This is a genomic window from Pseudomonas sp. Irchel s3a12 (assembly GCF_900187485.1).
GTDB classification, from domain to species: Bacteria; Pseudomonadota; Gammaproteobacteria; order Pseudomonadales; family Pseudomonadaceae; genus Aquipseudomonas; species Aquipseudomonas neuropathica.
This window is the reverse complement of sequence record NZ_FYDN01000004.1, coordinates 14,127-27,022: the sequence shown is the minus strand read 5'-3', so window position 1 is coordinate 27,022 and position 12,896 is coordinate 14,127. Positions and strand designations below refer to the sequence as shown.

Sequence of the window (12,896 nt, the reverse complement as noted above, 5' to 3'; positions counted from 1 at the left end):
ACAGGAAAACCTGCAAGTGCGCCCCGCGATCGGAATGCGCACCTGTCCGGTGTGCTGTTTTGGTCACTATCCATAGCCAATTGAGGGGTCGAGAGATGTCAGTCGCCACCAGCCTTATCGAAGAGTCGTCGGCCCGGGTTACCTCGGCGCCGGCCGAAACGCTGTACCAGTTCAATGAATCGCCATTGCTGGCTCGTCAGGCCCGGCAGGAGTCCAACGCGCGCAGCTATCCACGACGCATTCCATTGGCACTGAAGCGCGCCAAAGGCCTGTATGTCGAAGACGTTGAAGGGCGCACGTTCATCGACTGCCTCGCCGGGGCCGGCACGCTGGCGCTGGGGCATAACCACCCGGTGGTGATCGAAGCGATCCAGCAGGTACTGGCCGATGAATTGCCATTGCATACCCTCGACCTGACCACGCCGGTCAAGGATCAGTTCGTCCAGGACCTGTTCGGCCTGCTGCCATCTGCCCTCGCGGCTGAAGCGAAAATCCAGTTCTGCGGCCCGACCGGTACCGATGCCGTGGAAGCGGCATTGAAGCTGGTACGCACGGCGACCGGGCGCAGCACCGTGCTGTCGTTCTCCGGTGGTTATCACGGTATGAGCCAGGGCGCGCTGAGCCTGATGGGCAGCCTGGGGCCGAAAAAACCGCTAGGTGCGTTGCTCAGCAATGGCGTGCAGTTCATGCCGTTCCCGTATGACTACCGTTGCCCGTTCGGCCTTGGTGGCGCGGCGGGCGTGAAGGCTAACCTGAGCTATCTGGAAAACTTGCTCAACGACCCGGAAGCCGGCGTGCAACTGCCCGCAGCGGTGATCGTCGAAGCGGTGCAGGGCGAGGGCGGTGTGATTCCGGCGGATATCGAGTGGCTGCGCGGCTTGCGCCGGATCACCGAAAAGGCCGGCGTGGCGTTGATCGTCGACGAGATCCAGAGCGGTTTCGCCCGCACCGGCAAGATGTTTGCCTTCGAACACGCCGGTATCACCCCGGATGTGGTGGTGTTGTCCAAAGCCATCGGCGGCAGCCTGCCGTTGGCCGTGGTGGTCTATCGCGACTGGCTCGACACCTGGCAGCCGGGCGCGCACGCCGGCACGTTCCGTGGCAATCAAATGGCCATGGCGGCAGGTTCTGCGGTGATGCGTTATCTGGTTGAGCACAAGGTCTGCGAACACGCTGCTGCCATGGGCGAGCGCCTCAGCGAGCACCTGCGCATCCTGCAACGGGACTTCCCGCAATTGGGCGACATTCGTGGTCGCGGCCTGATGCTCGGCGTCGAGCTGGTCGAGCCGAACGGCACACCGGATGCGCTCGGTCATCCGCCGGCGTTCGCACGACTGGCGCCGCTGGTCCAGCGCGAATGCCTCAAGCGTGGGCTGATTCTGGAGCTGGGCGGTCGGCATGGCGCAGTAGTACGTTTCCTGCCGCCGCTGGTGATCACTGCCGCCGAAATCGACCGTGTCGCAGAAATCTTTGGCCGTGCTTTGGCCGCTGCCACCGCTGCGCTGTAAATTTTTCGCCGCGCCGAACGTTCTTTCTACATACCCGGCTGCACTCAGCGTGCAGCCCACCCTTATAACGATGGAGAACCAGCATGACGTCAGTATTCGACCGCGAGGACATCCTCTTTCAGGTCGTGGTCAACCACGAAGAGCAATACTCGATCTGGCCGGACTACAAAGCCGTGCCGCAAGGCTGGCGCACCGTGGGCAAGAGCGGCCTGAAAAAGGAATGCCTGGCCTATATCGAAGAAGTCTGGACCGACATGCGTCCGCTGAGTCTGCGTCAGAAGATGGAAGCCCAGGCCGCCGCGCAATAAGCGGCCGGGCAAAAAGAAACCCGCTGGACTGGAAACAGTCAGCGGGTTTTTTCTTGCCTTGAATTTGTGTCGGCGGGGCTGGCCTCATCGCGAGCAGGCTCACTCCTACATTTGGAATGCGCTCGCCCTGTAGGAGTGATCCTGCTCGCGATGAACGATAACGCGGTTCCGGCTGAAACTAAGCCCCGCTCAAACCCTTAAGCAACAAATCCACATTGCCTTCCAGCTCCGCCACCGGATCTACCGCATCGGTACTCAACACCACCAAACGACTGCCTGACTCAGCAATTGCCGCTTTCACCGGCTCCGATGGCTGCCGATGATGCACCACCACCGCCACATCATTGTCCTTGAGCGTCGCCGTCAGTTTTTTCAGATCCTGCGGCGTCCATTCCGCATCAGGGCGTGGATCCTCGCCGATCAGTTCCAGATTCAGACTACCGATCAGATAACCAAAGTGATCACTCAAACTCATCACACTCAGATTGTCGGCACTCGCCAACCGCGCCTCGCTGTCGGCGCTGAGCTTCAGCAAACGCTGCTTCAACGTCGCCAGATTCGCCTCGATCGCAGGCTTGGCGCTAGGTGCCAGGCGCACCAGATCCGCCGCCATCACGTCCGCCATGCGCCCCATGTTGTTGCTCGCCAGCCACGGTTGACTGTTCAAACCATCAACCTTCAGATCCGGTTGCACGGCAATGCCCGGGAGGGCGCCGTCGACCGGGCGCGCCGCATCAACTTCAACGATGCGAATATTGCTGCGACGGGCGATCGGGTACAGCGGATCATCGGCCCACAGTGAACGCACGCCAATGACCGCGTCCGCGCCGGTTGCCAGTTTGCTCAGCGCCGGCGCACCGCGACCGGTGAAATACGCGGTCTGGCGACTGCCCGGCAAATTGGCGGGGGCTGCACGTTCCAGACTGACGTCAGTGCCTTTTAGCAGCACTTCGCCCAAGCCATAGGTGATCGGCAACGAGGCCAGCACTCGCAGCGGTTTAGTGTTTTCGGCGGCCATCAACGGCGTGCAGATCACACCGCACAGGGTCATGGCCAGGGTCAGTTTGCGCAGTGAAAAACTCATTTATCCAAGATTCCCTTTCAGACTCGGGACAACCCCACGCGCAATGGCGGCGAGGGCGAAGGCAATGCCGGCGACCAGAATGATCGCGGCGCCGGACGGAATCGGCAGATCAAACACGATCGGCGCGAGGATCCCGCACAGTGTGCTGACCGTGGCGATCAACACCGAGCACCAGAAGAAGCCCTTGAGCGACTGGCTGAGCAAACGTGCCGCCGCCGCTGGAATCACCAGCAGCGCGCCGACCAGAATCGCGCCGATGACTTTCACCGCTGCGACGGTGATCAGCGTCACCAGAATCACGAACAGATAATCCAGGGTCTTCACCGCCACCCCGCGCACCGCCGCCAGTTGTGGGTTGAAACTGGCAAGCATGATGCGGTTGTACAGCGGCAGGGCCAACGCCATGACCAGCGAACCGACGATGGCCAATACCGCCAGATCGTTGCCGTTGACCGTCAGTACCGAACCGAACAGTACGTTCTCGAGAATGTGCACATTGATCTTGCCCGCCAGAATCAGCAGCAGGCTTGCGCCCAGTGCCAGTGACACCGAGAGGAATACGCCGATCAAAGTGTCCGGTGCCAGACCGGTACGGTTGCGCAGGTAATTGAGCAGGATGCCGAACAGCAGGCAGTAGCCGAACAGGCTGCCGTAGGGCCCGGTGTAAGGCTCGCCGAGCAGAATGCCGATGGCTACACCGGTGAGCGCCGCATGGCCCACCGCTTCGGAAAAAAACGCGAAGCGCTTGACCACTACCAGAGTGCCAAGGCCGCCGAGTACCGGGCCGATCAACAGGCCGGCAAGCAACGCATTGACCACAAAACCGTAGGCCAGCGCTTCCGGCAGATAACCGGACGAGGCCCAGCCTTGCACCATCAAACGAAAGGCTTCGTAACTCATCAGGCAGCGCTCCGTGGATGGGTCGAGAACAAGGTCAGCAGACGTTCCGGGGTCAGCGCCTCTTGCGGTGAGGCATCGAACAGCACGCGGCGGTTTAGACCAGTGACACGGCTGGCCAGACGCCCAACCGCTTCCAGATCGTGCTCGATCCACAGCACGGTGATGCCCGCTGCACGCCAATCGCCGAGCAGACGTTCGAACACTTGAATCCCTGCTTCATCAAGGGCCGACATCGGTTCATCCAGCACCAGCAATTGCGGCGCCGGAATCAAACCTTGGGCGAGCAGCACCCGCTGCCGCTCACCGCCAGACAGCGCGCCCATGCGGCGCTTGCGTTTGTCCTGCATGCCGACGCGTTCCAGCGCTTCACCAATGGCGCCGGCGTAACGCTTGCTCAAACCGAGAAACGCCGGACGTCGCTGGCACATGGCAGCCATGAAATCGTCGACGGTCATCGGCAGACCGCGATCGAATTCCAGCGCCTGCGGTACATAACCGATGGTGCCGGGTTCGCCGGGCCATTGCAGGCTGAGCTGGCCCTGATGGGGCATTTGCCCGAGCAGGGTCTTGATCAGCGAACTCTTGCCGCCACCGTTTGGGCCGACCAGGGCATGTACGCTGCCGGGCTGCACCTGGAAGGTGACGTTATCCAAAATCGTCGTGCGCCCCAGCGTCAGACAAACCTCCGCAAAATCCAGCGTCGGCCCGCAGGTCTGTGGGAGCGACGGTGCGACGATTCGACCTGCTCGCGAATGCGGCGTGTCATTCAATACAGATGTTGGCTGATCCGGCGCCTTCGCGAGCAGGCTCGCTCCCCCAGGGGACTGGAGTTCGGTCGAGATCGTTTCTCTGGAAGTCATGCGCCAGACTCCTGAATCGCCCGCACCACGGTGTTGAGGTTGCCGGTCATTTCCTTTTCGTACTTGTCGGCGGTGTATTCGCCGTAGGAAATGTGCGACAGCGGATACAGCTTGACGCCAGACTCACGCTGAATGGTGTCGACGTAAGTGGACGGGAAATCCATCTCCGAGAAGATCACTTTCACGTCCAGTTCACGCAACTGGTCGATGGTCTTCTTCAACTGGCTTGGGCTCGGCTCGATACCGTGGGCCGGCTCGACCACGGCGGTCACTTCCAGGCCGAACTCACGCAGCAGATAGTCGTAAGCCGCGTGCACCGTGGCCACGCGCAGTTCCGCGTTCGGCGCTTGCGTCAGTTTTGCCAGCGCGTCGGCGCGCATCTGCCGCAGGCGTTTGCCGTAGGCGCGGGCGTTCTGGGTGTAGGTCTTGGCGTTGTCCGGATCTAGTTTGCCCAGTTCGCGAGCAATGTTGTTGACCTGGGCAATAGAAGCGCTGATCGACAGGAACGTGTGCGGGTTCACCACTTTGCCGGCCCCGCGTGCGGCGACCCCGGTGGCCGCCAGCAACGGCACGTTTTCGTTGGCTTCGATGGTTTTGATGTTTGGCGTTTCGCTGGCGGCGATCATGCGGTCGGCGAAGTCGTCATGGCCAACGCCGTTGAGCACGATCACATCCAGCCCGCTGATGCGTTTGATGTCTTCGGCCCGTGGCTCGTAGGCATGCGGGTTGAAACCGGCCGGGATCAGCGGCACCACCTCGGCCTTGTCGCCGACGATGTTGGCCACATAGCTGTAGTAAGGGTGCAGGGTGATGCCAATGCGCAGGCGTTTGGCCTGATCGGCGCTGGCCAAAGGGCTCAGCAGACAGGCACACAGGCCCAATAAAAAGAGGCGTAACAATGGACGGCGTGGCGATGAAATAGACATGGGCAAGCGGTCTTCTCTCGGAGGAGGGCGAGGAATCAATGGCGATGTTCGCGGGTAACCCCGGCATCGTATTGCGCGACGATCTGTTTCCAGCCGGCAGCGGACAGCGCCGCCGCAGTGAGTTGCGCCGGGGCTTGAGCGGCAGCATCGCGGCTGAGCCAGATGTCCGGCGCAGCCTTGTCATCGGCGCTGAGCAGCATCACAAACGAACCGGCGACGGCCGGATTCTGGCTTTGGCCGAAATACGCGGCGTCCGCCAGCAATTGCCAGGCATGACCGCCGCGGCTGACCGAACTCGCATCCTGGGCAAATGGCGCAAACCCTTCGTCGGCCAGATTCTGCGGCGTCGGCAGGGCTTGTTGTTCCTCGCGCAGCAAGCGGATTTCATCGAGGGTCACCCGCAGGTCGGCATAGATGCCTTGCTCGGCAGCACTGAGGTCGCGGCGTGCGTCGAGCTGGTTAGTCGCCACTGGCTCGGGCTCATGGGAAACCCCGCGCCACGCGACCACAGAACCTGCGACCGCGAGGATCAACAGGCACAACAGCAGCACATTGAGGGTTTCATGACCGGCACCGGCCGGACGCACGATTTGTCGAGTGGGCGTACTCATGGGGCTTCGATATCCGCTTGGTCGATTTCCACCACGTGGCCCGGGCCCGCGTCGAACAGCACGTAAAATTCGCTGCCGGGTTTCTTGAACGTCAGTGTGGAATCGGCGCCGAGTTTGCCCGGCACCAGAATGGTTTCGTCGTAACCGATCACATCGAGGGTCACCCCCGGCGCGCCGCTGCCGTCGGAGAACCCGCCGGTGCATTTGATCTGCTCGGCGTCGATGGCTTTACATTCGCACATCGGGTTGTGAGCCAGCGCACTGGCGCTGAAACCGGCGCACAGCACCAGCAGCACGGCCTTCAGGCGCAGGCGGGAAGGGCGTTGGGAACAAGTCATGGTTTGACTCCTTGTTTGTTCAGCCAGGCGAAGGTGGCGGGGGAGGCCTGACTCAGGGGAATCGAAGCCTGATGCATGCTGCCGTCCCAGCCTTCCATGGTGATCCACAGTTCGGCGTCGGGTCTGGTCTTCTCCGGGATCGGCATCTGCGTGCCCATGCGGTATGGCGTGCCAAAGAAAATCGTACCGGCGGCGCGCAGGCTGCGTGGCTTGCCGATGCGCAGGTAGGTGGCCTTGACCTGCTCGACACAGGCATCGCAAAGGGCGGCGCTGAAGTCTTTCATGTAGCCGGCCGGGCCAGTGAGCACCGGCGCTTCGTTGCGCAGTTCGGCCAGGCGCAGGCTCCACGGGCCAACCTGGATATTGCCGATTTCATGTTGGCCCAGCCCGCTGTCACCGCGAAACAGAGAGGCGTCGGCGAAGTATTTGGGCATGAACCCCAGCGGGATCAACAGCAGCAGGACATTGATGTGGAAGCGCCATTTGTGCCAGAAACGCGCGAGTCGAGAAGGCTGTGCCTTGGTGATTGATTTGCTCACAGGCTGGCCTCCGAGGTTTCACGGCTCATCGCCGGTTGTGCCTTGAGGCGGTGTTTCTTGTCTTCGCGCTTCAACGCGTTGGCGGTGGCCAGCGCGGTGCGTTTGGTCCAGATCAACAAGCCGCTGAGGATCATCATGCTCAGGATCAAACCGAAGAAGAACCAGATCAGCTTGATCCAGATGCCGCCGAAGTCGCCGGTGTGCAGTGGCCGCATGGACTCGGTGACGAACTCCAGCGACGAACGATCGGACAGAAGCCGTGAAGCGGCGATGTCGCCGTTGTACGGATTGAGCGTGGCGGTCTGGAACATCAACGGATACCAGCCGCGCCCACCGACGCTCATGTGGCTGTAGGCATTGCCCGGCAGGCTGACGAAGCTGGCTTCCAGCCCCGGAATCTTCTCTTGCGCGAGCTCGACGGCACGGTCCAGGCTGATCCGTGGCGGCGGTGTGCCGGCGGCAGAGATCGGCACGCTCTCGCGGGACATGGCCGGAATGATCGGCTCGCTGGAAATGGCGATCTGGTTGTCGAACAGAATCGCCCGAATCAGAAACCAGATCCCGGTGATGGAAATCACCGCAATGAACCAGATCGACCAGATACCGCACAAGCGATGGAAGTCACCCCAGAAGATCCGCGCGCCGTGACGCACGCGCAGGGTCGGACGCAGAAAACCTTTCCAGAAGCGCTTGTAGACCACTAGACCTGTGATCAGCGACACCAGCATCGGCACGCCGAGGAACGACACCAGATACCAGCCCCAACTGAAACCGTTGGTGAACGGCACCAGCCACCAGCCATGCAGGGCGCGGGTGAAGGCCTTGAAATCGAACGTCGGGGCAGGGCCCTGAATCACCCCGGTGTAAGGATTGACGTAGACCGTCTGCGAACGACCGTCCGGATAGCTGACCGCAACGTCGAGGGCGAAGTGGGATTCGTCGGGACGACTGATACTTTCAACGATGGTCTGTGGTTCGGCTGTTTTGATCGCTGCCATGATCTGGTCATAGCTGAGCAGCGGCGCATCGTCCGCAGGCTGGCTGGCGCGCATCTGCGGGTTGGCCAGCCAGACGATTTCCTGGCTGACCACCGCCAGCGTGCCGGTGACACAGACGATCAGGACAAAGAACCAGATCGGTAACGCCAGCCAGCTATGAACGAGGAACCACAGTTTGGAGCGGGATTTCTTCGACATGATTGCGCGTCTTTATAGCGGTGAAAGGGCGCGTGGCTACGGGCTTCGCAGCACGGCAGACCCCGAAAGACCGAACGTGGCTTTTGCCTACGCGAACGGCCTGCATCTCTATAGGACGAATGAGCGGGACAAATCCCGAAAGGTGATATGAAAGCAAATGTTTCCCAATTCCCCGCTCACCACAAATCCCTTTGTGGGAGCGAGCCTGCTCGCGAAAGCGCCGGGTCAGTCACTTCATCCGTTGCCTGATCCACCGCTTTCGCGAGCAGGCTCGCTCCCACAGGGCTTTGCTGCGTACAGGGGATCAAACACGATTCATGATCCACGCCATCACTGTCTGCCAATTGATGGCCGACCCGCGCTCCCTATGATGGGAATCACCTGATTTCCCTGAGTGAGCGCCTTGATGACCGCCAGAACCCTCTATGACAAACACATCGATTCGCACACGGTGTGCCGCCTCGACGATCAGGGTCATGTCCTGTTGTATATCGATCGTCAGGTGATCAACGAATACACCAGCCCGCAGGCTTTCAGCGGTTTGCGCGCGGCCGGGCGCGACGTCTGGCGGCCGGGCACGGCGCTGGCGGTGGTCGATCACGTCAACCCGACCACGCCTGTGCGTATCGCAGCAATGCCCGACGCCGGCGGCGCGCGGCAAGTGTCGTATCTGGCGGAGAACTGCCGGGACTTCGGCATCGAGTTGCTGGACATCCTCGACAAGCGTCAGGGCATCGAACACGTTATCGCCCCCGAGCAGGGCTTTATTCTGCCTGGCATGGTCATTGCCGCTGGCGACAGCCACACCACCACCTATGGCGCACTCGGTGCTTTCGGTTTCGGCATCGGCACCTCCGAGATCGAACACCTGCTGGCTTCGCAGACGCTGGTCTACAAACGACTGAAAAGCCTGCGCGTGACCGTCGACGGCGAGTTGGCGCCGGGTTTGACCTCGAAAGACGTGATCATGGCCCTGATCGGCCGCATCGGTGCTTCCGGGGCCAGCGGTTACGCGATCGAATTCTGCGGCTCGACCATTGATGCCCTCAGCGTTGAAGCGCGCATGACCATTTGCAACATGGCTGTCGAGGCTGGAGCGCGCGGCGCATTCATGGCCCCGGATGACAAAGTCTTCGCCTATCTCAAGGGCAAGCCGCGAACGCCGCAAGGAGAGCTATGGGAACAGGGCGTGAAGAAGTGGCGCGAACTGCGCAGTGATCCCGGTGCGCTGTTTGACCGCGAGATTCACCTTGACGCCAGCGGCCTGGAACCGATGGTCACCTGGGGCACCAGCCCCGATCAGGCAGCTGCAATTGGTGCGCGGGTACCAGATCCGCAAGCGATCAGCGATCCGATCCTGCGTCAGGACATGCGCCGCGCCCTCAACTATATGGGCCTCGAAGCGGGCATGGCGCTCAGCGACATTGTTATCAGCCACGCCTTTATCGGCTCGTGCACCAACGCGCGGATAGAAGACCTGCGCGATGCCGCCAGCGTCGTGCGCGGTCAGCAAGTGGCCGGACATGTGCGGGCGATGATCGTCCCCGGCTCCAGCGAAGTTCGCGCTCAGGCCGAGGCCGAAGGGTTGGCGCAGATCTTTATCGATGCCGGTTTTGAATGGCGTCAGTCTGGCTGCTCGATGTGCCTGGCGATGAACGACGACGTACTTGCGCCCGGCGACCGCTGCGCGTCGAGTACCAACCGCAATTTCGAAGGCCGTCAGGGCGCCGGTGCGCGCACTCATTTGATGAGCCCGGCCATGGTCGCCGCCGCTGCGATCTGCGGTCGACTCACCGATATTCGCCAATTTGGAGAACGCCCATGAGCCTGCAACCCTTCACCCACATCAGCGGTCGGGCCGCACCGTTACTGGCGGCCAACGTCGACACGGACGTGATCATGCCCAAACAATTCCTCAAAGGCATTGATCGCCAAGGACTCGATCGCGGGCTGTTTTTCGATCTGCGGTTTCTGCGCGATGGCAGCCCCGATCCCGATTTTGTGTTGAACAAACCGACATGGCAGGGCGCGAGTTTTCTAGTAGTCGGAGCGAATTTTGGCTGCGGTTCCAGCCGCGAACATGCGGTTTGGGGCTTGCAGCAGATGGGCATCCGCGCGTTGATCGGCAGCAGTTTTGCCGGGATCTTCTACGACAATTGCCAGCGTAACGGGGTGTTGTTGATCACGCTGGAGGACGCGCAGGTGCAACGCATCGGACAGCTTGTCGGTCAGGCTGAAACGGCGCGGATCAGTATTGATTTAGAGACGCAGCAGATTGGCCTGGCGGATGGCAGCGTAATCGACTTTCAGATCGACACCCTGCGCAAGACTGCGTTGATCCTCGGTCTGGATGCTATCGGCAGTACCTTGCAACGGCGCGAGCAGATCAAAACCTTCGAACGCCAACATCTGGCCAACAACCCTTGGTTAGGCTGAACGCATAACCTGTGGGAGCTGGCTTGTCGGAACGCCGCATCGCAGCGATGAGGCCGGCACTTCCAGCATTTGTGTTGGCTGAGCTGACGCCATCGCTGCGATGCGGCGTTCCGACAAGCCAGCTCCCACAGGTTTTTGTGGTGTTTTGAGCTATAGCGACAGGCTTTTGAAATGCGCCTGCAAAAACTCCACACACGCGCGCAACTTCCCCGAATGTGCCAGCCGCGTCGGGTACACCGCCCAGACATTGGCACTCTGGCTGTAATCCTCTAGCACCTGCACCAGGCGTCCTTGCTCCAGCAACGGCTTCACATCCCACAACGACCGCAACAAAACCCCACGTCCATCCAGCGCCCATTGCAAAACGATTTCGCCATTGTTTGACGACAACGGCCCACTGACGCGCACGCTCTCTTGTCCGCCATCGCGATCCAGATTCCAGATCCCAAAGGCGTTGTCGCGCTCCTTGATCACCAGGCAATCGTGCTGTTGCAGTTCGTCCAGCGTCTGCGGTGTGCCGCGACGTTGCAGATAACCGGGAGCGGCGCACAGCACCCGCCGGTTACTGACCAGGCGTCGACCGATGTGCTGGCCGGGCAGGTCATCGCCGACGCGGATCTCCAGATCGAAGCCTTCGTTGATGATGTCCACCACCCGGTCAAACAGGTCGAGGCGAATCTCCAGTTCTGGATAACGTTCGGCCAGCAACGACACCGCCGGGGCTACGTGATTGCGACCGAAACCGAAACTGCTGCAAATGTGCAAACGCCCACGCGGGCTGCCGTGGGCGTCGGAGAGTTCATCGTGCAACTGCTGGAAATCATCGAGAATGCGCAACGCCCAGCGCTGCACGCGCTCACCGTCCTCGGTCAGCGAGACGCGACGGCTGGTGCGGTGCAACAGACGCGTGCCGAGGGTGGTTTCGAGAATCTGGATGCGTTTGCTGACGTAGGCCGGTGACAGGCCCAACTCATCCGCTGCAGCGGCAAAGCCGTTCTTGCGGATTACGGTGAGCAGTACGCGCAGGTCTTCGGGCAGGGGCACGGTGTCTTTCTTCTGGGACATGTCAAAAACGAACACTGGCGGCAGAAGCCGCCAGCATAGCACCGAGATCCAGTGTTTCCGGTCAGCGCAGAAAGGCCAGTGCTTCGGCGAGCAACCGTTCGGGGACTTCTTCGGCAATGTAATGGCCAGCGGGCAATGCCTGACCGCTGACGTTCGACGCCACTTGCTGCCATTCCTTGAGCGGATCGAAGCAGCGCCCGACCGTACCTTCGGCGCCCCACAACACGCGCAGCGGTAGATTCAGCTGATGCCCGGCGGCGATGTCGGCGCGGTCGTGCGCAAGATCGATGCCGGCGCTGGCGCGATAGTCTTCGCAGATGCCGCGAGCGCTGCCCGGTCGTTGCAGGCAGCGCAGGTATTCGCCAAAGGCTTCATCGGTAAACGGCTTGAGTCCGGCGCTGCGGCTGCCCATCACGCTGCGCAGATAGCCTTCCGGATCCGCTTCGATCAGGGTTTCCGGCAGTGGTGCCGGGCGGATCAGGAAGAACCAGTGCCAATACGCGCGGGCAAAGGCTTCGTTGGTTTGCGTATACATCGACAGGGTCGGGGCGATGTCGAGCAGCATCATGCGCTGCACGGCGTTCGGGTGATCAAGCGCGAGACGATGGGCGACCCGCGCGCCACGGTCGTGAGCGAGAATCGAAAACTGCTCGAAGCCCAGCGACTGCATCAACTCGACATTGTCGCGGGCCATTTCGCGTTTCGAGTAATGGGCGTGCAGCTCATCAGCGGCCGGGCGACTGCTGTCGCCGTAACCGCGCAGGTCGGCGGCGACCACGGTGAAGTGTTCGGCCAGTTGTTCGGCAATCTTGTGCCAGATCACATGGGTCTGCGGGTGGCCGTGCAACAGCAACAGGCCGGGGCCGCTGCCGCCGAGGCGGTAGGCGATGTCGACGCCGTTGACGTGGCGCTGGTCTTTGCGGAATCCGGCAAACATCGGGCTGATCCTTGTTCAGGGTTCTGGTTGGCTGCATCCTGAAATTGTCCGGCGTTTGCGGCAAGGGGCAAAGCGTGGTCGGCAGGTTCATGAAGTGTGATGGTTGTTGGCCGTTCCGGCCCCATCGCGGGCAAGCCCGCTCCCACAGGGATCTTTGGTGTGGTCACGATCTATGTCCAACCACAAAA

14 protein-coding genes are annotated in these 12,896 nt (G+C 61.3%); 4 read left to right on the top strand and 10 right to left on the bottom strand.

The window, feature by feature from the left end; all coding sequences use genetic code 11:
* Positions 1–95 precede the first annotated feature (95 nt).
* Entirely contained in the window at positions 96–1,508 is a 1,413-nt protein-coding gene (locus tag CKW14_RS08205) for an aspartate aminotransferase family protein (RefSeq protein ID WP_095048414.1), read from the top strand.
* Positions 1,509–1,591: 83 nt separating this feature from the next.
* Positions 1,592–1,816 (top strand): MbtH family protein, encoded by a 225-nt coding sequence (locus tag CKW14_RS08200; RefSeq protein WP_038364139.1) that lies wholly within the window; start codon positions 1,592–1,594, stop codon positions 1,814–1,816.
* A gap of 178 nt (positions 1,817–1,994) precedes the next feature.
* On the opposite strand, the gene CKW14_RS08195 is transcribed toward CKW14_RS08200, so the two are convergent.
* The 8 genes from CKW14_RS08195 to CKW14_RS08160 are packed head-to-tail and all read right to left on the bottom strand — an operon-like array spanning position 1,995 to position 8,270.
* Positions 1,995–2,900: a metal ABC transporter solute-binding protein, Zn/Mn family gene (locus CKW14_RS08195; RefSeq protein WP_095125123.1), complete on the bottom strand. Its 906-nt coding sequence runs from the start codon at positions 2,898–2,900 to the stop codon at positions 1,995–1,997.
* Positions 2,901–3,800, bottom strand: a complete 900-nt coding sequence (locus CKW14_RS08190) for a metal ABC transporter permease (RefSeq protein ID WP_007917717.1) — start codon at positions 3,798–3,800, stop codon at positions 2,901–2,903.
* Positions 3,800–4,660 carry a metal ABC transporter ATP-binding protein gene (locus CKW14_RS08185; protein WP_095048412.1) on the bottom strand — a complete coding sequence of 287 codons (861 nt, stop codon included), beginning with the start codon at positions 4,658–4,660 and terminating at the stop codon, positions 3,800–3,802. The genes CKW14_RS08190 and CKW14_RS08185 overlap by 1 nt, the downstream gene beginning before the upstream one ends.
* The gene (locus tag CKW14_RS08180; protein ID WP_093435032.1) at positions 4,657–5,586 is read right to left on the bottom strand and encodes a metal ABC transporter substrate-binding protein; all 930 of its coding nucleotides are present in this window, start codon (positions 5,584–5,586) and stop codon (positions 4,657–4,659) included. Before CKW14_RS08180 ends, CKW14_RS08185 begins: the two co-directional genes overlap by 4 nt.
* Positions 5,587–5,621: 35 nt before the next feature.
* On the bottom strand, positions 5,622–6,197 hold the full coding sequence (locus CKW14_RS08175) for a DUF6162 family protein (protein ID WP_095048411.1): 576 nt from the start codon (positions 6,195–6,197) through the stop codon (positions 5,622–5,624).
* Positions 6,194–6,535: a hypothetical protein gene (locus tag CKW14_RS08170; RefSeq protein WP_095125122.1), complete on the bottom strand. Its 342-nt coding sequence runs from the start codon at positions 6,533–6,535 to the stop codon at positions 6,194–6,196. Before CKW14_RS08170 ends, CKW14_RS08175 begins: the two co-directional genes overlap by 4 nt.
* The gene (locus CKW14_RS08165; protein ID WP_095048409.1) at positions 6,532–7,074 is read right to left on the bottom strand and encodes a thiamine pyrophosphate-binding protein; all 543 of its coding nucleotides are present in this window, start codon (positions 7,072–7,074) and stop codon (positions 6,532–6,534) included. The genes CKW14_RS08170 and CKW14_RS08165 overlap by 4 nt, the downstream gene beginning before the upstream one ends.
* Positions 7,071–8,270: a PepSY domain-containing protein gene (locus CKW14_RS08160; protein ID WP_095048408.1), complete on the bottom strand. Its 1,200-nt coding sequence runs from the start codon at positions 8,268–8,270 to the stop codon at positions 7,071–7,073. Before CKW14_RS08160 ends, CKW14_RS08165 begins: the two co-directional genes overlap by 4 nt.
* A gap of 406 nt (positions 8,271–8,676) precedes the next feature.
* Here CKW14_RS08160 and leuC point away from each other — a divergent pair, with 406 nt between their 5' ends.
* Both leuC and leuD read left to right on the top strand, forming a co-directional pair.
* Positions 8,677–10,095 (top strand): 3-isopropylmalate dehydratase large subunit, encoded by a 1,419-nt coding sequence (gene leuC / locus CKW14_RS08155; RefSeq protein ID WP_095125121.1) that lies wholly within the window; start codon positions 8,677–8,679, stop codon positions 10,093–10,095.
* On the top strand, positions 10,092–10,706 hold the full coding sequence (leuD, locus tag CKW14_RS08150) for a 3-isopropylmalate dehydratase small subunit (protein ID WP_095125120.1): 615 nt from the start codon (positions 10,092–10,094) through the stop codon (positions 10,704–10,706). The genes leuC and leuD overlap by 4 nt, the downstream gene beginning before the upstream one ends.
* A 150-nt stretch (positions 10,707–10,856) precedes the next feature.
* Here leuD and CKW14_RS08145 read toward each other — a convergent pair whose 3' ends face one another.
* The gene (locus tag CKW14_RS08145) at positions 10,857–11,771 is read right to left on the bottom strand and encodes a LysR substrate-binding domain-containing protein (RefSeq protein ID WP_095048643.1); all 915 of its coding nucleotides are present in this window, start codon (positions 11,769–11,771) and stop codon (positions 10,857–10,859) included.
* Between the two features lie 61 nt (positions 11,772–11,832).
* Positions 11,833–12,708 carry an alpha/beta fold hydrolase gene (locus tag CKW14_RS08140; protein ID WP_095125119.1) on the bottom strand — a complete coding sequence of 292 codons (876 nt, stop codon included), beginning with the start codon at positions 12,706–12,708 and terminating at the stop codon, positions 11,833–11,835.
* Positions 12,709–12,896: the final 188 nt, after the last annotated feature.